Annotated in this window: 21 protein-coding genes; 7 read left to right on the top strand and 14 right to left on the bottom strand. The window is 64.4% G+C overall.

The annotated features are described in order from the left end of the window. Positions 1–3: 3 nt before the first annotated feature. Positions 4–489 (bottom strand): GNAT family N-acetyltransferase, encoded by a 486-nt coding sequence (locus BLT50_RS10095; RefSeq protein WP_090028541.1) that lies wholly within the window; start codon positions 487–489, stop codon positions 4–6. 80 nt (positions 490–569) lie between these two features. Between BLT50_RS10095 and BLT50_RS10090 the strand changes: the two genes are divergently transcribed. Continuing rightward, positions 570–1,175 carry a flavin reductase family protein gene (locus BLT50_RS10090; RefSeq protein WP_090028540.1) on the top strand — a complete coding sequence of 202 codons (606 nt, stop codon included), beginning with the start codon at positions 570–572 and terminating at the stop codon, positions 1,173–1,175. A gap of 107 nt (positions 1,176–1,282) precedes the next feature. On the opposite strand, the gene BLT50_RS10085 is transcribed toward BLT50_RS10090, so the two are convergent. Then, positions 1,283–2,911 (bottom strand): SulP family inorganic anion transporter, encoded by a 1,629-nt coding sequence (locus BLT50_RS10085; protein ID WP_090028632.1) that lies wholly within the window; start codon positions 2,909–2,911, stop codon positions 1,283–1,285. A gap of 281 nt (positions 2,912–3,192) precedes the next feature. Between BLT50_RS10085 and BLT50_RS10080 the strand changes: the two genes are divergently transcribed. From BLT50_RS10080 to BLT50_RS10065, 4 genes are all read left to right on the top strand, one after another. Beyond that, positions 3,193–3,843 carry a CatB-related O-acetyltransferase gene (locus tag BLT50_RS10080; RefSeq protein WP_090028631.1) on the top strand — a complete coding sequence of 217 codons (651 nt, stop codon included), beginning with the start codon at positions 3,193–3,195 and terminating at the stop codon, positions 3,841–3,843. A gap of 68 nt (positions 3,844–3,911) precedes the next feature. Then, positions 3,912–4,784, top strand: coding sequence for an S-methyl-5'-thioadenosine phosphorylase (locus BLT50_RS10075; RefSeq protein ID WP_090028539.1), 873 nt, complete (start codon positions 3,912–3,914; stop codon positions 4,782–4,784). 4 nt (positions 4,785–4,788) lie between these two features. Next, the gene (locus tag BLT50_RS10070) at positions 4,789–5,460 is read left to right on the top strand and encodes a DUF2927 domain-containing protein (RefSeq protein WP_175491448.1); all 672 of its coding nucleotides are present in this window, start codon (positions 4,789–4,791) and stop codon (positions 5,458–5,460) included. Continuing rightward, entirely contained in the window at positions 5,460–6,086 is a 627-nt protein-coding gene (locus tag BLT50_RS10065; protein WP_090028537.1) for a LysE family translocator, read from the top strand. Before BLT50_RS10070 ends, BLT50_RS10065 begins: the two co-directional genes overlap by 1 nt. A 4-nt stretch (positions 6,087–6,090) precedes the next feature. Here the strand turns inward: BLT50_RS10065 and BLT50_RS10060 are convergent, their stop codons facing one another. Next, complete coding sequence (locus BLT50_RS10060) at positions 6,091–6,324, bottom strand: hypothetical protein (protein WP_245723348.1); 234 nt, start codon at positions 6,322–6,324, stop codon at positions 6,091–6,093. Positions 6,325–6,469: 145 nt separating this feature from the next. Between BLT50_RS10060 and BLT50_RS10055 the strand changes: the two genes are divergently transcribed. After that, complete coding sequence (locus BLT50_RS10055) at positions 6,470–7,009, top strand: adenine phosphoribosyltransferase (protein WP_090028536.1); 540 nt, start codon at positions 6,470–6,472, stop codon at positions 7,007–7,009. Here BLT50_RS10055 and BLT50_RS10050 read toward each other — a convergent pair. The 11 genes from BLT50_RS10050 to coxB form a co-directional block, all read right to left on the bottom strand. Continuing rightward, the gene (locus BLT50_RS10050) at positions 7,006–8,424 is read right to left on the bottom strand and encodes an FAD-binding oxidoreductase (RefSeq protein ID WP_090028535.1); all 1,419 of its coding nucleotides are present in this window, start codon (positions 8,422–8,424) and stop codon (positions 7,006–7,008) included. The genes BLT50_RS10055 and BLT50_RS10050 overlap by 4 nt on opposite strands. Positions 8,425–8,563: 139 nt before the next feature. Next, on the bottom strand, positions 8,564–9,391 hold the full coding sequence (locus BLT50_RS10045; RefSeq protein ID WP_090028629.1) for an MBL fold metallo-hydrolase: 828 nt from the start codon (positions 9,389–9,391) through the stop codon (positions 8,564–8,566). Between the two features lie 72 nt (positions 9,392–9,463). After that, a complete protein-coding gene (locus tag BLT50_RS10040; RefSeq protein WP_090028534.1) occupies positions 9,464–10,048 on the bottom strand; it encodes a GNAT family N-acetyltransferase in 585 nt (194 codons plus the stop codon). Continuing rightward, a complete protein-coding gene (locus BLT50_RS10035; RefSeq protein WP_090028533.1) occupies positions 10,048–11,310 on the bottom strand; it encodes a M16 family metallopeptidase in 1,263 nt (420 codons plus the stop codon). Before BLT50_RS10035 ends, BLT50_RS10040 begins: the two co-directional genes overlap by 1 nt. Further along, positions 11,307–12,695, bottom strand: coding sequence for a threonine synthase (gene thrC, locus BLT50_RS10030; RefSeq protein WP_090028532.1), 1,389 nt, complete (start codon positions 12,693–12,695; stop codon positions 11,307–11,309). The genes BLT50_RS10035 and thrC overlap by 4 nt, the downstream gene beginning before the upstream one ends. 6 nt (positions 12,696–12,701) lie before the next feature. After that, a complete protein-coding gene (locus BLT50_RS10025) occupies positions 12,702–13,382 on the bottom strand; it encodes an SURF1 family protein (RefSeq protein ID WP_090028531.1) in 681 nt (226 codons plus the stop codon). Positions 13,383–13,490: 108 nt separating this feature from the next. Further along, complete coding sequence (locus tag BLT50_RS10020) at positions 13,491–14,291, bottom strand: cytochrome c oxidase subunit 3 (RefSeq protein WP_090028530.1); 801 nt, start codon at positions 14,289–14,291, stop codon at positions 13,491–13,493. Positions 14,292–14,314: 23 nt separating this feature from the next. Continuing rightward, complete coding sequence (locus BLT50_RS10015) at positions 14,315–14,890, bottom strand: cytochrome c oxidase assembly protein (protein WP_090028528.1); 576 nt, start codon at positions 14,888–14,890, stop codon at positions 14,315–14,317. Positions 14,891–14,893: 3 nt separating this feature from the next. Then, positions 14,894–15,061: a cytochrome C oxidase assembly protein gene (locus tag BLT50_RS10010; protein WP_090028527.1), complete on the bottom strand. Its 168-nt coding sequence runs from the start codon at positions 15,059–15,061 to the stop codon at positions 14,894–14,896. 4 nt (positions 15,062–15,065) lie between these two features. After that, a complete protein-coding gene (gene cyoE / locus BLT50_RS10005; RefSeq protein WP_090028526.1) occupies positions 15,066–16,004 on the bottom strand; it encodes a heme o synthase in 939 nt (312 codons plus the stop codon). 62 nt (positions 16,005–16,066) lie between these two features. Further along, positions 16,067–16,909, bottom strand: a complete 843-nt coding sequence (gene coxB, locus BLT50_RS10000) for a cytochrome c oxidase subunit II (RefSeq protein ID WP_090028525.1) — start codon at positions 16,907–16,909, stop codon at positions 16,067–16,069. Positions 16,910–17,264: 355 nt separating this feature from the next. Here coxB and tldD point away from each other — a divergent pair, with 355 nt between their 5' ends. Continuing rightward, positions 17,265–18,686 (top strand): metalloprotease TldD, encoded by a 1,422-nt coding sequence (gene tldD / locus BLT50_RS09995; protein WP_090028628.1) that lies wholly within the window; start codon positions 17,265–17,267, stop codon positions 18,684–18,686. The last annotated feature ends 45 nt before the right edge of the window (positions 18,687–18,731 follow it).

Genomic DNA, 18,731 nt, shown 5'->3' with positions numbered 1-18,731 from the left:
GGTTCAAGTCGCACGGCTTACCTTGCCTTTCACGCCATCCCAGGCGCCTGGCACCAAAGCGCGGCCCAGAACCCTTTCGGGGTTCGTCGGCGGCGGCATCTCGACCCCGTCGAGCCGGAAAAACCCGAAACGCGCATAATAGGGCGCATCACCCACCAGCATCACCCGTTCCCACCGCAGCGCCACGGCGCGCGCCAGGCTGTCGCGGATGAGCAGCCCGCCCAGCCCCTCACCCTGGCGTGTCGGGTGAACCGCGACGGGGCCAAGCAGCAGGGCCTTTCGCCCGCCCACCAGAACTGGCCAGAACCGGATCGCCCCGGCAAGGATGCCATCGGCGTCCCGCGCCACGAGTGACAGCTCGGAAACCGGCGGCACGCCGTCGCGCAAACGATAGCTCGACAAGGCCTCGCGTCCCGGCGCAAAGCACAGGTCGTAAAGCGCCTCGACCTCCCACCAATCGCTGTCGCGTTCCTGCGCCAGTTCAAACACCGGGCCAACCCCCTGATTCCGCTGGAAAGCCCCCTAGCATGGCGCTAGGTCTGGCACAAACGCGACAGGATAGGACAAGCATGTTTTACGAACCGAAAAATGGCCATGGCCTGCCACACAACCCGTTCAATGCCATCGTAACGCCCCGCCCGATCGGCTGGATTTCGACCCGAGGCAAGGATGGGATCGACAATCTCGCGCCCTATTCCTTCTTCAACGCCACCGCCTATGTGCCGCCGCAGGTCATGTTTTCCTCGACCGGAACCAAATCCGACCGCGAGGGCACCAAGGACAGCGTCAGCAACATCCGCGAAAGCGGCGTGTTCTGCGTCAACATCGTGGAATACGCGATGCGCGACGCGATGAACGCCTCGAGCGCGACAATCCCCGCAGACGTGTCCGAGTTCGATCATGCCGGGCTGACACGGGTCGAATGCGAAACCATCCCCTGCGCCCGCGTCGATGGCGTCCCCGCGGCGCTGGAATGCACGCTGGTCGATGTCGTGAAACTGCGCGGCGAGGCGAACTACCTCGTACTGGGCGAGGTCACGGGCATCTACATGCGCGACGATTGCCTGAAGGACGGGGTTTTCGACATCACCAGCTACCAGCCCCTGACACGGCTCGGGTATCGCGATTATTCGATGATCACCGATCTCTTCAGTCTCGCCCGCCCCGACGACTGACAAGGGGCGCGCCCGCCCGTTTTCTCTTTCCGCAAATATCCTGGGGGGTCCGGGGGGCAACGCCCCCCGGCCGGTCGGATCGGCACAGCCGATCCGAAACCGCAGCGTCAGTGTCCGCCCAGGATGCCGGTGCGCACGCTGTAATCCACCGCCAGCGCGTAATCGGGGTCGTCGTCGCTGTCGACCATCAGGTGGCCCGCCTTTTTCAGCAGCTTGTGGCAATCCCGGCTCAGGTGGCGCAGTTCGATGCGTTTACCGGCGGCCTCGTACTTGGCGGCCACCGCCTCGATGGCCTGCAGCGCGGACTGGTCCACCACCCGGCTGTCGGCGAAATCCACGATCACCAGCCCCGGGTCGCGCTCGATGTCGAACATCTCGACGAACCCGTCGCTCGACCCGAAGAACAGCGGCCCCTGCACCTGATAGACCCGCGCGCCCTCGGGCGTGTCGTATGTTTTCGCGTGAATGCGGCGGGCATTGTTCCAGGCATAGGCCAGCGCCGAAACGATCACGCCCACGACCACCGCGACGGCCAGGTCTTCCATCACGGTGACCACGGTCACCAGCAGGATGACGAAGGCATCGGTCAGCGGCACCTTGCGCAGGATCGTCAGCGAGTTCCAGGCGAACGTGCCGATCACCACCATGAACATCACGCCCACCAGCGCCGCCAGCGGGATAAGCTCGATCACCGGCGCCGCGAACAGGATGAAGACCAGCAGGAACAGCGCCGCCGCGATCCCGGCCACCCGGGTGCGCCCGCCCGATTTCACGTTGATCATGGACTGCCCGATCATCGCACAACCGCCCATGCCGCCGAAAAAGCCGGTCACGGTGTTGGCGACGCCCTGGGCGATGCATTCCTGCGACGCGCCACCGCGCTTGCCGGTGATCTCACCCACCAGGTTCAGCGTCAGCAGCGACTCGATCAACCCGATCGCCGCCAGGATGATCGCGTAAGGCAGGATGATCTGCAGCGTTTCCCAGGTCAGCGGCACGGCGGGGATATGAAACGGCGGCAACCCGCCCTGGATCGACGCCATGTCGCCCACGCGCGGCACATCCAGTCCCAGCGCGATCACCAGCCCGGCCACGACCCCGATGCCGGCCAGCGGCGCGGGCACGAAACGCGTGATCCGCGGCATCACCCAGATGATCGCCATGGTCAGCGCCACAAGCCCAAGCATCGTGTAAAGCTGCCCACCCGAAAGCCACTCGCCTCCGCCCATGCCGTGGCCGGTATTCTCGATCGATCCCGGAACCTTGAACTGGCTGAGCTGCGCAAGGAAGATCACGATCGCCAGCCCGTTGACAAAGCCCAACATCACCGGATGCGGCACCAGCCGGATGAACTTTCCCCATTGCATCACACCGGCGAAGACTTGCAACAGCCCCATAAGCACAACGGTTGCAAACAGGTACTCGACCCCATGCTGGGCCACCAGCGCCACCATGACCACGGCCATTGCACCTGTGGCCCCCGAAATCATGCCCGGGCGGCCACCGATCAGCGCGGTGATCAATCCCACAAGGAAGGCCGCGTAAAGCCCCACCAGGGGATGCACGCCCGCGACAAACGCAAAGGCCACCGCCTCGGGGACCAGCGCCAGCGCCACGGTCAGGCCCGACAACAGCTCGATCCGCAGGCGGTCGGGCGTCAGCCGTTCATCCGGCAAGAGGCTGAGATCCGGCAAAGCTAGGCGGTTGGCGAGGCTCGCCATGATGGTGCGGTGCATGTTCTGTCCCTGATTTTTCCGTTCGCAGGGCGCGCCATACTGCAGTGCAGCATAAAAGGCCACCCAAACGGCCCGAAAGGCCGCGTTGCAGGCAGGTCATAACAGGATTTCCCGGGATTGCACGGTATTCTTGCGTATGCGGCGCCGCGGCGGCGGGCCCGGCGATTTGCACTCTTGCGCCGCAAAGTGTAGCAATGCAGTGCGCAACAGGAGCCCGGGCCGATGATTTTCCGCCGCTGAACTATCCCGACACAAAGGTTTTCAGCGAAAGGAGCGCGCCCATGCCGCGCCTGCCCGATCCCGACACGCTCTATCCCGTGATCCTGCCCGATGGCACCCCCCATACCGGAACGGTGTTCCTGGCCAATGCCATCGACCAGCCGAATATCTCTGTTGGCGCTTATACTTACGCCTCGAGCTTCACCCCGCCCGATACGCCGCAGGGCTGGGCGGGGCTGCTGGCGCCTTACCTCTTTCCAACCTCCGAAGGGCGGCTGGAGATCGGGCGGTTCTGCCAGATCGCGCATGGCGTGCGCTTTGTCACCGCCTCGGCCAATCACGCCCGGCACGGGCCTTCGACCTTTCCGTTCGAGATCTTCGATCTGCAAAACGCCGTTCCGGCACAACCCGACAGCCGCGATACCGTGATCGGCCACGATGTGTGGCTGGGGATGGACGCGATCGTGCTGCCCGGCGCGCGGATCGGCAATGGCGTGATCGTGGGCGCAGGCGCGGTCGTGGGCGGCACGATACCCGCCTATTCCATCGTCGCGGGCAATCCCGCGCAGGTGGTCCGCCGCCGCTTTACCGAGGAAGAGATCGCAAAGCTTGAGGCCCTCGCCTGGTGGGACTGGCCCACGGATCACGTCGCGCGGCATATCGACGTGATCCAGCATGGCGATGTGCCATCGCTTTTGGCCTGCGCACCGTAACCCGGCCTTGCGCTTGGGCCGCGTCGGACGGAATATGCGCCCGACGCTAGCGGGAAAGGCAGAACAGCATGACGGAACGGATGATCGCCATCATCGGCGGATCGGGCCTTTACGAAATCGACGGGCTGGAGCAGGTCGAATGGGTCGAGGTCAAAACCCCCTGGGGCAAACCGTCCGACGCGATCCTGACCGGCACGCTGCAAGGGTTGAAGCTGGCCTTCCTGCCGCGCCACGGACGCGGGCATGTGCTTGACCCAAGTTCGGTGCCTTACCGCGCGAATATCGACGCGCTCAAACGTCTGGGCGCGACCGACGTGATCTCGATGTCGGCCTGCGGTTCCTTCCGCGAGGAAATGGCCCCGGGCGATTTCGTGATCGTGGATCAGTTCATCGACCGCACATTCGCCCGCGACAAATCGTTTTTCGGCCCCGGATGCGTGGCCCATGTCAGCCTGGCCCACCCCACCTGCGCGGCCCTTGCCGACAGCGTGGCGGAGGCCGCCGACAAAAGCGGCGCGACCGTTCATCGCGGCGGCACCTACCTTGCGATGGAGGGGCCGCAGTTTTCCACCCTGGCCGAATCCAACATGTATCGCGACCACTGGGGCGCGGACGTGATCGGCATGACCAACATGCCCGAGGCGAAACTCGCCCGCGAGGCCGAGCTTTGCTATGCCTCGGTCGCGATGGTCACCGATTACGATTGCTGGCACCCCGATCACGACGCGGTCGAGGTCAGCGACATCGTCCGCACCCTGACCGGCAACGCCGACAAGGCGCGCCGCACCATCACCCATCTGCCCGCGCTTCTGGGTTCGGGCCGCGCACCCTGCCCGCATGGCTGCGACCGGGCGCTGGACACCGCGATGATCACCGCGCCGGAAAAGCGCGATCCGGCGGTTCTGGCGCGTCTGGATGCGGTGGCAGGCCGCGTTCTCTGATCGCGTGTGGCGCCTCGCCGCCATATTCGGCCTGTCCGCCCTGCCCGCGCAGGCCACCGAATACGTCACCACGTCCGGCGTGCTGGGCGACGACGATTTCTATCGCGTGGTCGCCTGTGGCGCGGCCCCGGGCGGCGATTGCTCCAAGCCCTTCATCCACTGGGACACCACGTCCCCGCTGCGCGTGGCCTTTGCCCGGATCGACCGCGCCTATCTGGGCGGACGGCAGAAACGCGCCCGCGCTGCCGTGATCCGCGCCCTGCAATACCTCAATGACGCCGGCGCCGGCCTGCGCCTGGTTCTGACCGAGACACCGGAGCAGGCCGACATCCGCATCTATCTTCTCGACACGGACGGCAGTGCCCCGGTCAGCGGAACCGGTCTCGATACGATCGACGGGGCGACGATCCGTGGCGCGACGGTGCGCGTCTGGTGGACGAACCGGCGCGAGATAACCCGCGCCGTCATCGCCTTTTCCACCAACCTGTCGATCCGGCAATACGAATCCGCCATGCTGGAAGAGATCACGCAGGCCCTTGGCTTCATGACCGATATCCGCAATCCTGCCTATAACGGGGTTTCGGTCTTTTCCGAAGACAGCAACGCCGCCAAGACCCTTGGTCCGCAGGACATCATGGCCCTGCGCCGCCACTATCCACCGCAGGAGAGCAACTGATGTCCCTGGAAATCTGGCTGGCCTTCGTCGCCGCCTCGACCGCACTGCTTCTCATTCCGGGGCCAACCGTCCTGCTGGTGCTGAGCTATGCGCTGAGCCAGGGGCGCAAGGTGGCGGTGGCCAGCGCGACCGGCGTGGCGTTGGGCGATTTCGTCGCGATGAGCGCATCGCTCGCCGGTCTCGGCGCGCTGGTGCTGGCCTCGGCCACGCTGTTCACGGTGCTGAAATGGGTGGGCGCGGCCTATCTGATCTGGATGGGCTGGCGCCTGCTGCGCAGCGCGCCAGGCAAGGCGCTGAACCCGCAGGATACCGAAACGGTGCGCCCCGCCGAAGTGTTCCGCCACGCCGCCGTCGTGACCGCGCTCAACCCGAAATCCATCGCATTCTTCATTGCCTTCGTGCCGCAATTCGTGAACCCGCAGGCACCGCTCTTGCCGCAATTCTCCGTGTTGATCGCAACCTTCGTCGGCCTTGCCGCGCTGAACGCGCTGGCCTATGCGCTGGCGGCCGACCGGTTGCGGCGCGTCATCGCCCGTCCCCGCGTCGTGACCGGCATGACACGCGCGGGCGGCGCGGCCCTGATCGGCATGGGGGTACTGACCGCAACGCTGCGCCGCGCGGCCTGACCGGTCAGCCGTTCTTTTTCAGGAACTTGCGGATGAAGCCGCGGATTTCGCGGGCGGCGGACGTGTCCATGTCCTTGCACAGCTCGACGAAGGCGTCGCGCTCTTCCTTGTCCAGCCTCAGTATCAACTGGCTGTCCTTTTTCTTGCGCTTCTTGCCGCTCTTTCTGGCGGACCGCTTGTCTTCCTTGCCAGTCAATTCGGTTTCCGCCCAGGCCGCTACCGTGATCTGTATATACATAGAATACGCCGCGGCGCGCGGGCAACTCTGAAACGTGCACGGCACAGGCCCGCGCAGCGTTCCCTGACGTCTGCAGGATCAAGCCTCTTGCACCGCATCTGCCGATAGGCCAAACCGGACGCCGGAATACGCAACGGGGACAGCCATGAACAATCGCAAGACCGTAAAGGATTACATCCGCACAATCGTGGATTTCCCGCATGAGGGCATCCTGTTTCGCGACGTGACCACGCTTTTCGCCGATCCGCGCGGGTTCCGCATGGCCGTGGACCAGATGCTGCACCCCTATGCCGGACAGCGGATCGACAAGGTCGTCGGCCTCGAGGCGCGCGGCTTCATCCTGGGTGGCGCGGTGGCGCATCAGCTTGGCACCGGCTTCGTGCCGATCCGCAAGAAGGGCAAACTGCCCGGCGCTGTCATCTCCGAGGAATACCAGCTGGAATACGGCGAAGCGGTCGTCGAAGTGCACGACGACGCCATCGCCCCCGGTGAAACCGTCCTGCTGGTCGACGACCTGCTGGCCACGGGCGGCACCGCCGAAGCCGGCATCAAGCTGGTCGAACGGCTGGGCGGCGAAATCGTCGGCTGCGCCTTCGTGGTCGACCTGCCCGAGCTTGGCGGCCGCAAACGGCTGGAAAAGATGGGCATGGACGTCCATGCCCTGTGCGACTTCGAGGGGCTCTAACCCCCCGCGCGCAGCACCGCACCGGGATTGAGGATACCGTTGGGGTCCAGCAGGGCCTTGATCCCGCGCATCACCTCCAGCTTGACCGGATGGCCATAACGCTCCAGATCGCCGACCTTCAGCCGGCCGATCCCGTGCTCGGCGCTGACCGATCCCCCCATCGCATCCACGAGGTCATGCACGCAGGTCTTGATGTCGTCGCGCAGGTTGTGGAACTCAGATTTGTCGCGGCCCTTCGGCGGGAAGACGTTGTAATGCAGGTTGCCGTCGCCAAGATGCCCGAAACAGTTGATACGGAAATCGCCCAGCCGCGCCAGCGCCGCGCCCCCCTGTTCGATGAACGTGGCCACCGCACCCATCGGCAGGCTGATATCGTGGCTGGAGATCGACCCGACGCGCCTGTTGGCCTCGGGTATCTGTTCGCGCACCTCCCAGAATTCGTGGCGCTGCGTCTCGGATTGCGCGATCATCCCGTCGCTGACCAGCCCCCTGTCGAACGCATCGGCAAACAGCGCCTCCAGCGCCTCGGCCGGGTCCAGCCCGGCGGCAAGCCCCACGTCGATCAGCACGAACCACTCCGGCGGCGTATCGAACGGCTGGCGGATGTCCGGCAGCTTCTCGGTCAGGAACTCCAGCCCCATCCGGTGCATGATCTCGAAGGCGCTGATCCCCTCACCCATCCTGTCACGCGCCAGCGCCAGCAATGACAGCGCGGCGGCGGGGCTGTCCACCACCATCAGCGCCGTGCCTTCGCCCGCCGGACGCGGGGCAAGTTTCAGGCTGGCCGCTGTGATCACGCCCAGCGTGCCCTCCGAGCCGATCATCAGGTTACGCAGATCATAGCCGGTGTTGTCCTTGCGCAGGCGGCTCATCCCGTTCCAGACCCGCCCATCGGCCAGCACGACTTCCACACCCAGACACAGATCGCGCGCGTTGCCATAGCGCAGGACGTTGACCCCGCCCGCATTCGTGCCCAGCAATCCGCCGATCCGCGCCGATCCCTTCGACGCGATGGACAGGGGATAAAGCCGATCGACCGCTTCGGCCGCCGTGTGAACATCCTGCAGGATCGCACCCGCCTCGACCTCGATCACGTTTTCTTCGGGGTGCACGGCGCGGATCGCCGCCATCCGTTCGAGCGACAGCAGGATCGGCAAGGGCCCTTCGCCCGCGACCTGCCCGCCCACCAGACCGGTGCCGCCGCCATAGGGCACGACGCCGATCTTCGCGTCATTGCAGGCGCGCAGAACGGCGGACACCTCGTCCACCGATCCGGGCGCAACGACCGCTGCGGCCTGTCCCGTCCACTGACCGCGCGGCTCTTCCAGGTGGCGCGCCTCGGGTGTGCGAATGGCGCGTTCCGGCAGCACGGCGCGCAATTGATCGACGAAATCCTGATCGGCGTCCTTCAACATGGCAATCCCTCGCATGACGCAGGCAGATACGCACAGCGCCACGGCGTCAACAACCCCTTCTTCATCTTGCCTCAAATACCTCCGGGGGTGAATTGGCGCAAAGCGCCAAGAGGGGGCAGCGCCCCCTGCCTGCACCGGGTCAGTCCACGGGCGCGCGCAGGTAGTTTGGGCGCAGAACCACCACCGTCGGGCGCGGCGGCAGATCCCGCAGCGATACGGTTAGCGAATGCGCCCCTTCGTTGACGATGTCGAACTCCCCCGACATACCATCGAGAAACGCTTGCAGCGACAGGTCCTGGAACCAGTGCATCGGGATCACGACCGAGGATTTCAACCGCTTCAGAACCTTCAGCATCGTCGGCAGATCCAGTGTCATGCCGCCATCCACAGCCGCCATCACCACATCGAGCCGTCCAAGCGCCGCATATTGCGCCTCGTCCGGTTCGTGATGCAGGTGCCCCAGATGCCCGATGCAAAGCCCCTCGACCTCGAAGACGAAGATCGAGTTCCCCTTTTCCTCGACCCCGCCGTAACTGCGGATGTCGGTCGGCACGTTGCGGATATACATCTCGCCCAGATCGAGGCGGTGCTCGATCCCCTGGCCGAACTCTTCTCCCCAGCCCGGCAGGACATGCGGGATCGCAGGATCGGGGCTTGGCGTCCAATGCGTGGAATGCGCGTGGTTCATCGTCACGACATCCGGGATCAGGTCGACATTGCCGATGAACCCGGTGTAATCCGTCACCGCGTTGATGCCCCCTGGCGTCTGGATCAGGAACGAGGCATGCGCCACATAGGTGATCCGCGCCGAGAAATCCGGCACCGGTTCACTAAAGCTGGCCTTGTGCAGATATTCGATCCCCGGGGCCGCATCGGCGATGGCGATGCAATGGCTCAGGCGGCGGTCCTGCGCCATCGCGGCCGTCGCGCTGAGGCCAAGACACATGGCAAGGGCAAGTCGGATCATCGGCATACCTCCTGTTGTCACAGGAAGGTTAGCGCGATTCCCCGGCCCGGCGAGGATCAAACAGCCGTGAACTCAGCCCGTGCCGGTCCGTCCGCGCCTGTCCGCGCGCAGCGCGGCATACAGCACATGGGTTCGCCAGCGCCCGTTGATCTGCAGATAGCTCTGCGCCACGCCCTCGTATTTGAAGCCGCATTTTTCCAGCACGCCCCGGGACGCCGCGTTTTCCGGCAGGCAGGCGGCCTCGATCCGGCTCAGCCCCATGTGGTGAAAGGCATGATGCGTCATCGCGGTGATCGCCTCGCGCATGTATCCGTGCCGTGCATAAGGTTCACCGATCCAGTATCCCAGCGTCCCGGCCTGCGCAGGCCCACGGCGGATATTGTCCAGCGTGATCGCACCAAGCAGCAACTGGTCGTCCCGGCGCACCAGGAAAAGCGGCACGGCCGATCCGTTCGAGATCGACCGCTGCGCCCAGTAGACACGATTGGTGAACCCCTTGCGGGTGAGGTGGTCCTCGGCCCAGGTCGGCTCCCACGGCACAAGGAAATCGGCGCTTTCGCGGCGCAGGGTCGTCCAGTCGCGGAAGTCGCCGTGCTGGGGCGCTCGCAGGGTCATGCGTTCGGTTTCGATCCGAACCTTCCTGCGCGAGAACAGCATCAGGCAGCGCGCCGCGCATTCAGCGCGTCCCAATCGGGGGCTTTCGACACCGGCCCGTAAAGCGCGACGGCCATGCGCGCCTCGGCCACCATACGCCCGGCCATGTCACGCAGATCGGGCAGCGTCACCGCATCGACCTTGGCCACCACTTCCTCCAGCCCGGGCACCCGGCCCCAGATCTGTATCATCCGCGCCATGCGCTCGGCCCGCGACGACGGGCTTTCGAGCCCCATCAGCAGACCGGCCTTCATCTGGGCGCGGGCACGTTCAAGCTCGGCCATGGTCAGACCGTCCGCGGCCCGCTTCATCTCGTCCAGCGTCAGCATGGTCAACTCGCCCAGCTGTTCACCGGATGTGCCGGCATAGATCGTCATCATCCCGCTGTCGGAATAGGCCCCCGCCTGCGCGAAGATGGTGTAGCACAGCCCCCGCTTTTCGCGGATCTCCTGGAACAGGCGGCTCGACATGCCGCCCCCCAGCGCCGATCCCAGGATCTGCGCGGCATAGATGCCCGGATCGGTCACCGCGGGCGCTTCGAAGGCGAGGGCCAGATGGGCCTGCTCCAGCTTCTTCTTCACCCGCAGGTCGCCGCCCTCGAACCGCGCCGGCAAAACCTTGGATGCCGGCCGCGCCGCCAGATCGCCGAACGCCTGCTCGGCCAGGCGCACGATTTCGGAGTGATCGACATCGCCGGCAGCCGAAAGAACCATGTTTCCCGGTGCGTAATGCTCGGCCACGAAATCCTGCAGATCCTCGCGGGAAAAGCCCCGGACGCGTTCAGCCGGGCCAAGGATCGACCGGCCCAGCGGCTGATCGGGATAGGCACGTTCCTGCAGCCAGTCGAAAATCACATCGTCGGGCGTGTCCAGCGCCTGCCCGATCTCCTGCAGGATCACGCCGCGCTCGACCTCGATCTCGCGCGGATCGAGAACCGAAGCGCGTAGGATATCTGCGATCACGTCCAGCGCCAGCGGCACATCCGGCCCCAGAACCCGCGCGTAATAGGCCGTCGCCTCGCGCGAGGTATAGGCGTTGATATAGCCGCCGACATCCTCGATCGCCTCGGCGATATCCAGCGCGCTGCGCCGCTCGGTACCCTTGAACGCCATGTGCTCCAGGAAATGCGCGATGCCGTTCTGTTCGGGCCGTTCGTTGCGCGCACCGGTCAGAACCCACACACCGATGGCTGCCGATTGCAGGCCCGGCATCCTTTCGGTGACGATGCGAAAACCGTTGGACAGGGTATGCAGTTCAACACTCACTTGGCGATACGCTCCCGGATCAGGGTTTCGATGGCGGACAAATCGTTCGGCACGCGCGTGACGCGCTCGTCGCGTTCATAAAGATCGGCCATGCGCGGTGGCAAGGGCGGATGAATGCCCGACGCCTCTTCTACCGCGGCAGGGAACTTGGCGGGATGGGCCGTGGCCAGCGTAATCATCGGCACACCAGGTTTCAGATGCTCCTCGGCGACCTTCACGCCAACCGCGCTGTGCGGGCACAGCAATTCGCCGGTGGTGGCCTGCAGCCGCTTGATCGTGGCGCGGGTTTCGTCCTCGTCGCAGCGGCCGCTGTCGAAATGCTCGCGCAGCGCCTGCAACGCCCCCTGGCTGACCTTGAAACCGCCGGCCTTCAACTCGTCCATGAGCTGCGCCACCGCCCCGCCATCGCGGCCATAGGCATCGAACAGCGCACGCTCGAAGTTCGAGCTGACCTGAATATCCATCGACGGGCTGATCGACGGGATCACACCGTCGGGCGTGTAGTCGGACGTGCTGAGGCAGCGGTGCAGGATGTCGTTCTGGTTCGTCGCGACCACCAGCCGGTCAATGGGCAGGCCCATCTTCTTGGCGATGTAGCCTGCGAATATGTCGCCGAAATTGCCGGTGGGCACGGTAAAGCTGACCTTGCGGTGCGGCGCGCCCAGTTCGACGGCCGAGGCAAAGTAGTAAACGACCTGCGCCAGCACCCGCGCCCAGTTGATCGAATTCACGCCTGCCAGCTGCACGCCGTCACGGAACGTGAAATCGTTGAACATGTCCTTCACACGGGCCTGCGCGTCGTCGAAATGCCCGTCGATGGCCAGCGCATGAACGTTTGCTTCGGAAGGCGTGGTCATCTGGCGGCGCTGCACTTCGCTGACGCGGCCATGGGGGTAGAGGATGAAGACATCCACCGCATCCAGCCCCTTGAACGCCTCGATCGCGGCCGATCCGGTATCGCCGCTGGTCGCGCCCACGATGGTCACCCGCTGCCCCGAGCGTTTCAGCGCGGCCTGGAACAGCTGGCCGATCAGCTGCATCGCGAAATCCTTGAACGCCAGCGTGGGGCCATGGAACAGCTCCAACAGGAAATGCCCCGATCCGAGCTGCACAAGCGGCGCCCGCGCGGCATGGCCGAACCCCTCATAGGCGCGGGCGATGATACCGCGGAATTCGTCATCGGTGAATGTGTCGCCGATGAAGGGGCGCATGATGCGGAATGCCACTTCCTCGTAGGGCAGCCCGGCCAGCGCCGCGATTTCTTCGGACGCCATCACCGGAACCTCGGACGGCACATAAAGCCCGCCGTCACGCGCAAGCCCGGTCAGCATCGCCTCTTCAAAGGTCAGTTCCGGGGCCTGCCCCCGGGTGGATACGTATTTCATCAGCCCTCAGCCTTCAGCTTTGGGGCGCCGGTTGCGCCATAGGAAATAACCGGTCATCGCCGCCCATATCAGGGCGAGCGAGTACCATGTGATCGCATATTCGAGGTGATCGTTCGGAATGCCGCTGCTGTCGACGGGCAACGGCGTCACGCCCTTGTCGGCGGGCGACACGCTGCGCACCACGACCAGCAGGGGCCGGGTGTTCAGAACCCCGGCCATCTGCGCCACGTCGCGGGCGAACCAGGTGTTGCCCGCGACGTCGTTTTCGGGGGTCGAACTGTTGCGGTCATCCGGCCAGTGCAGGTTGCCCGTCACCGTCACCGGGCCTCCGGGCGCGGGCGGGATCGCATCTGCCACCCGAATGAAACCACGATCCAGCAGAACGCGGCCCTGATCGGTGTCCAGCGCCGATATCAGCCGGTAACCGGCGCCAACCTGTTTCTGGCTGACCAGGACGCGCAGCGGGTCTTGGTCACCTATTCGCCCGGTCACGCGCACCGGCAGATAGCGATCGGCCTCGGGGTCGGGATCGGCGGGCAAGGTCACGGGATCGGCTGCGATCCGCGCCTCGATATCGTTCAGGATGCCCCGCTTCCATTCAAGCCGTTGCACCTGCCAGGTGCCAAGGCCGACCAGCACGGCGACGCCGGCAAGGCCGAAAATCAGCGGGACAAGGATACGCTGCATCGCGGGGTCTTTCGGACGGGTCCATTCAAACGCACAAGGCGCGCCTTCCCGGCGCGCCCTGCTTTCTGTCGGTTTACGCGGTGGATTTCAACCGCAAAGGCAGGTGCCTCAGCCGCCCCAGATGTAAACGGCGGCAAACAGGAACAGCCACACCACGTCGACGAAGTGCCAGTACCAGGCAGCGGCCTCGAAGCCGACGTGTTTTTCCGGCGTGAAATGGCCCCGCATCAGGCGCAGCAGGCACACGAAAAGGAAGATCGTGCCGATGATCACGTGGAACCCGTGAAAGCCGGTCGCCATGAAGAAGTTCGCACCGTAGATGTTGCCGGCGAAGCCAAAGGCCGCGTGGCTGTATTCATAGGCTTGGAACAGCGTGAAGATAGCGCCCAGCGCGATTGCGATGATAAGGCCCCATTTCATGTCTTCGCGGTTGTTTTCATGAACCAGCGCGTGGTGAGCCCAGGTTGCCGCCGCGCCCGAGCACAGCAGGATCAGCGTGTTGATCAGCGGCAGGTGCCAGGGGTCGAAGGTTTCAATGCCAGCCGGCGGCCAGACACCGTCGACTGCCGGGCTTTGCGGGCCCATCGGGTACATGGCGTGCTTGAAGAAGCTCCAGAACCATGCGGCAAAGAACATCACCTCGGACATGATGAACAGGATAAAGCCATAGCGCAGGCCGATCTGGACGACCGGCGTGTGATCGCCCACCTGGCTTTCGGCCACAACGTCGGCCCACCAGCCGAACATGACGTAGAGCACGCCAACGAGGCCGATCAGGAACACCCAAGGCCCATTGTCATGCATCCACATGACGGCGCCAAACAGCATGACGAAGCCCGCCATCGCGCCCAGAAGGGGCCACAGGGACGGGGCCAGAATGTGATAATCGTGGTTCTTTTCGTGCGCCATCGCGTATCCCTCGTTGGCTTTTCTTAGTTAACGGTTGTGTCTTCGCCCGCGCTCAGAGCGGCTTGCTCTTCGGGCAGGTCGATTTCGTGGAACGTATAGCCCAGCGTGATCCGGTGGACGTATTTTGCGTCGCGATCCTCGACGATTTCGGGATCGACATAGAACGTCACCGGCATTTCCACGCGCTCGCCCGGCTGCAATACCTGCTGTTCAAAGCAGAAGCAGTCGATCTTGGTGAAAAAGCCGCCCGCTTCGTAGGGGGCCACGTTGTAACTGGCCGAGCCCGCGATCGGGCGGTCGGTCGGATTGTAGGCCTCGTAAAAGGCAAGGCCGGTTTCGCCGATGCGGATTTCCATTTCGCGCTGGAGCGGCTTGAACTCCCAGGGGAAGTCGCGCTCGATCGAGGCGTCGAACCGGATCTTGATCGTCTGATCCAGGATCACGTCCGACCCGGCTTCGGCAACATCCGTCACGCCACCAAACCCGGTGACACGGCAAAACCAGTCGTAGAACGGCACCGACACCCAGGCCAGCCCGCCCATCAGGAAGACGACGCCCACGGTTTGCGCCACGGTTTTCGTTTTCGGATCCATCGCCATGCGTCAGTTCCCTTCCACCTGCTGGCCACGCGGCGGTTCGAAATCGCCACGGGTCACCTTGACCACCGTCAGCCCGAACACAATGCAGATGAACGCAGCAAGCGTCAGCCCCACACCGATGTTGCGGCCCTTGCGGCGGCCATGGAGTTCATGTTCCTCGCGAAAGCTCATGCGCTCACCAGCCTCCCAGGCCCCAGGGGCGCAGCGCCGCCTCTGCGAGGATCGCACCGAAATGCGCGAAAAGATACAGCAGCGACAAGCGGAAGAATTTCTTCTCGACCGCGTATTTGTCGCCCTCTGCCTGGCTCTCGTCACGCCGCCAGATGCGCCAGGCGCCCAGCACGAACAGCGCGTTCAGGACGACCGCCACCGTCAGGTAGATCGGCCCGCCGATCGCGGTGAACCCGGCACCCACGGCCAGCACGGCCAGAAGCAGCGTGTAAAAGAACACGTGGTTGCGCGTGACGCGCTTGCCATGCGTCACTGTCAGCATCGGCACGCCCGCGTTCTCGTAATCCGAGTTCATGAACAGCGCCAACGCCCAGAAATGCGGCGGCGTCCACATGAAGATCAGCGCGAACATCAGCACGGATTCGATGCTGACACCACCCGTCGCGACAGCCCAGCCGATCATCGGAGGGAACGCACCCGCCGCACCGCCGATCACGATGTTCTGCGGCGTCCAGCGCTTCAGCCACATCGTGTAGATCACGGCGTAAAAGAAGATGGTGAAGGCCAGGATCGCCGCGGCCACCCAGTTGGTCGCAAGCCACAGCATCATGACCGACATGACCGACAGCGCCACGCCCAGCGACAACGCTTCGTCTGCGGTCACCTTGCCGGCCGGAACCGGACGGCGTGCGGTGCGCTTCATCACGCGGTCGATATCGGCGTCCCACCACATGTTCAGCGCACCCGAGGCCCCTGCCCCGATCGCGATGAACAGGATCGCGCAAAAGGCGATGAACGGATGCACTGCAACAGGTGCGGCCAGCAGGCCGACTGCGGCAGTGAACACGACAAGCGACATCACACGCGGCTTGAGCAGCGCAACATAGTCGCCAAAGCCCGCTTCGGGCTGCTGAACCGTCGAATTGATCGTCGCGTCGCTCATGTCGTGTCCTGTTGGCTGGCGCGGCGGGATGCGCTGGCGGGCGCATCCCGGTCAGGCTTGCGTCACTCGGCCGAGGCCAGGTCGATCGAAGCGGGGTTGCCCGCGTATTCTGCAATCGCACCCTTCAGCCATGCGTCATAGGCTTCCTGGCTGACGACCTTGACGGTGATCGGCATATAGGCGTGGTCCTTGCCGCACAGCTCCGAGCACTGGCCGAAATAGACACCTTCCTTTTCGGCGTTGAACCAGAGTTGTGCGATACGGCCCGGCACGGCGTCCTGTTTCACGCCGAAGGCAGGGATCGTCCAGCTGTGGATCACGTCGGCGGCGGTCACGTCCATGACGACGGTCTTGCCCACAGGCACGACCACGGCGGTGTCGGTGGCCAAAAGGTATTCGTCCTGCGAATACCCGTGGTCTTCCAGGTCTTCGCGTGCAAGCAGGAAGCTTTCGAACCCGAATTCGTGGTCGGTGTACTCATAGCCCCAGTACCACTGATAGCCGGTCACCTTGATATAAATGTCGCCATCGGGGATTTCCTGCTGCTTGAACAGAACGGGCAGCGAAAACGCACCGATAAAGACGAGGATCACGATCGGACCGATCGTCCACGCCACTTCCAGCGGCGAATTGTGCGTAAAGCTCGACGGGTTCGGATTGACCCGGCGGTTGAACCGGAAAATCACGTAGAGCAGCAGCAGGCAGACCATGATGGTGATCGCCGTGATGATCACAAGAATCAGGCCATCCAGCCCTTGCAGATCGCGCGCCAGCTCGGTCGCGGCCGGCTGAAAGCCGATGCCGCCTTCCTTGGGCTTACCAATGATTTCAAGCGCTTCCTGCGCAAAGGCAGGCGCGGCGGAAAAGGCTGCGGATGCGGCCAGAAGGCTAGAGAAAAGTCGCATGTGTCACCCTGATCGGTTGATCGTTCGTTCTGTTCGGTCCCAAAAGACCCCGCCTGGCGTGGTATACGGCGGAATCCCGGCATTCATTCGCTGCCATGAACCACATTATGTCACATCGGACAACATATTCGGTTGCGGCAAACGGACGCTTTTTTTGACATAGATCAAATGAGCCTCTCTTCACAAGCCACGAAAAACAGGCATTCGGCATGTCCCTTTGGCGTCTGCGAAAGATGCCTGCACCCATATGGTGGCGGGGCCCGCTTGCACGGCTTATATGAGGAAACGACAGGGAATCGGGCCGGCACACGACGTGCAGCGGCCCGGCACAAAGCTTCAGGACAAAGGCAGACCGATGGCCGATACAGATTTCCGCCCGTTCCAGACGATGCTCGATCACGATGCGGCCCTCAGAAAGCTGCAAGAGGCGACGGCGGGCGCGGATGACGGCGAACTTTTCCTTGAACGCCGCCGCGCCGAGGCGCTGGTCTTCGACGATGGGCGCGTCAAGACGGCAAGCTATGACGCGACCGAAGGATTCGGGCTGCGCGCCGTCCGCGGCGAGGTGTCGGGCTATGCCCATTCTTCTGAAATCTCGGACGCGGCGCTGACCCGCGCAGTTGCCACGGCGCGGCTGGCGGTGGGTGAAGGCGGTGGAACGCTGGCCGCCGGGCCGCAAGCCACGAACCGGCATCTTTATACGGATGCCGACCCGATCGCCGGGGTGGAATTTCCCGTCAAGTTGGAGACCCTGCGCGCCATCGACGCCTTCGCGCGCGACGTCGACCCGCGGGTCGTGCAGGTCACGGCGACGATCGCCGCATCTCTGCAAGAGGTGGAAATCCTGCGACCCGACGGCCAGCACATGCGCGACGTGCGCCCCATGACCCGCGTCAATGTCAGCGTGATCGTCGAAGATCAGGGCCGCCGCGAACAGGGCACCGCCGGCGGAGGCGGGCGCGTCGGGCTGGACGGGTTGCTCGATCCCGCAGACTGGCAGGCCAAGGCGCAAGAGGCGCTGCGCATCGCGCTGGTCAACCTGCGCGCCGAACCCGCGCCCGCCGGCATCATGGACGTCGTGCTTGGCCCCGGTTGGCCCGGCATCCTGCTGCACGAGGCAGTGGGTCACGGGCTCGAGGGTGACTTCAACCGAAAGGGCAGCTCGGCATTTGCCGGGCTGATGGGCCAGCGCGTCGCCGCGCCGGGTGTGACAGTGCTGGATGACGGCACGATCCCCGACAGGCGCGGTTCTATCACCTTCGACGACGAAGGCACGCCGTCCGGCCGCAATGTCCTGATCGAGGACGGCATTCTCGTGGGCTTCATGCAGGACCGCCAGAACGCCCGCCTGATGGGGGTCGAACCCACCGGCAACGGACGGCGGGAAAGCTATGCCCATGCACCGATGCCGCGCATGACCAACACCTACATGCTGGGCGGCGATGCCGATCCCGGCGACATCGTGGCCGACCTCAAGGACGGCATCTATGCCGTTGGGTTCGGCGGCGGTCAGGTCGACATCACCAACGGCAAGTTCGTTTTCAGTTGCACCGAGGCCTACCGCGTCAAGAACGGCAAGGTCGGAGCGCCGGTCAAGGGCGCGACGCTGATCGGCGACGGCGCGACCGCGCTGCAACAGATCCGCGCGCTTGGCAATGACATGGCGCTTGATCCGGGCATGGGCAATTGCGGCAAGGCCGGCCAATGGGTGCCGGTGGGCGTGGGTCAGCCGACCGTCATGATCGGCGGTCTGACCGTGGGCGGCGCCGGGGCCTGATTTCCGATCGTGCAGGGAAACCGCGCGGTTTGGCCCACCAACCGC

The sequence above is a fragment of the Lutimaribacter saemankumensis genome (genome assembly GCF_900100005.1).
Lineage (GTDB): Bacteria > Pseudomonadota > Alphaproteobacteria > Rhodobacterales > Rhodobacteraceae > Lutimaribacter > Lutimaribacter saemankumensis.
Note: the sequence above shows the minus strand (reverse complement) of the source record. Positions and strands in the feature narration are given on the sequence as shown.

Excerpts from the sequence above, each read along its gene's own strand:
- BLT50_RS10075 (WP_090028539.1), top strand. The coding sequence starts at position 3,912 with ATGACGGAACGGATGATCGCCATCATCGGCGGATCGGGCCTTTACGAA.
- coxB (WP_090028525.1), bottom strand. The coding sequence starts at position 16,909 with ATGCGACTTTTCTCTAGCCTTCTGGCCGCATCCGCAGCCTTTTCCGCC.
- cyoE (WP_090028526.1), bottom strand. The coding sequence starts at position 16,004 with ATGAGCGACGCGACGATCAATTCGACGGTTCAGCAGCCCGAAGCGGGC.
- BLT50_RS10010 (WP_090028527.1), bottom strand. The coding sequence starts at position 15,061 with ATGAGCTTTCGCGAGGAACATGAACTCCATGGCCGCCGCAAGGGCCGC.
- BLT50_RS10025 (WP_090028531.1), bottom strand. The coding sequence starts at position 13,382 with ATGCAGCGTATCCTTGTCCCGCTGATTTTCGGCCTTGCCGGCGTCGCC.
- BLT50_RS10055 (WP_090028536.1), top strand. The coding sequence starts at position 6,470 with ATGAACAATCGCAAGACCGTAAAGGATTACATCCGCACAATCGTGGAT.
- BLT50_RS10080 (WP_090028631.1), top strand. The coding sequence starts at position 3,193 with ATGCCGCGCCTGCCCGATCCCGACACGCTCTATCCCGTGATCCTGCCC.
- thrC (WP_090028532.1), bottom strand. The coding sequence starts at position 12,695 with ATGAAATACGTATCCACCCGGGGGCAGGCCCCGGAACTGACCTTTGAA.
- BLT50_RS10015 (WP_090028528.1), bottom strand. The coding sequence starts at position 14,890 with ATGGCGATGGATCCGAAAACGAAAACCGTGGCGCAAACCGTGGGCGTC.
- BLT50_RS10040 (WP_090028534.1), bottom strand. The coding sequence starts at position 10,048 with ATGCTGTTCTCGCGCAGGAAGGTTCGGATCGAAACCGAACGCATGACC.
- BLT50_RS10090 (WP_090028540.1), top strand. The coding sequence starts at position 570 with ATGTTTTACGAACCGAAAAATGGCCATGGCCTGCCACACAACCCGTTC.
- BLT50_RS10060 (WP_245723348.1), bottom strand. The coding sequence starts at position 6,324 with ATGTATATACAGATCACGGTAGCGGCCTGGGCGGAAACCGAATTGACT.
- tldD (WP_090028628.1), top strand. The coding sequence starts at position 17,265 with ATGGCCGATACAGATTTCCGCCCGTTCCAGACGATGCTCGATCACGAT.
- BLT50_RS10065 (WP_090028537.1), top strand. The coding sequence starts at position 5,460 with ATGTCCCTGGAAATCTGGCTGGCCTTCGTCGCCGCCTCGACCGCACTG.
- BLT50_RS10085 (WP_090028632.1), bottom strand. The coding sequence starts at position 2,911 with ATGCACCGCACCATCATGGCGAGCCTCGCCAACCGCCTAGCTTTGCCG.
- BLT50_RS10045 (WP_090028629.1), bottom strand. The coding sequence starts at position 9,391 with ATGATCCGACTTGCCCTTGCCATGTGTCTTGGCCTCAGCGCGACGGCC.
- BLT50_RS10050 (WP_090028535.1), bottom strand. The coding sequence starts at position 8,424 with ATGTTGAAGGACGCCGATCAGGATTTCGTCGATCAATTGCGCGCCGTG.
- BLT50_RS10020 (WP_090028530.1), bottom strand. The coding sequence starts at position 14,291 with ATGGCGCACGAAAAGAACCACGATTATCACATTCTGGCCCCGTCCCTG.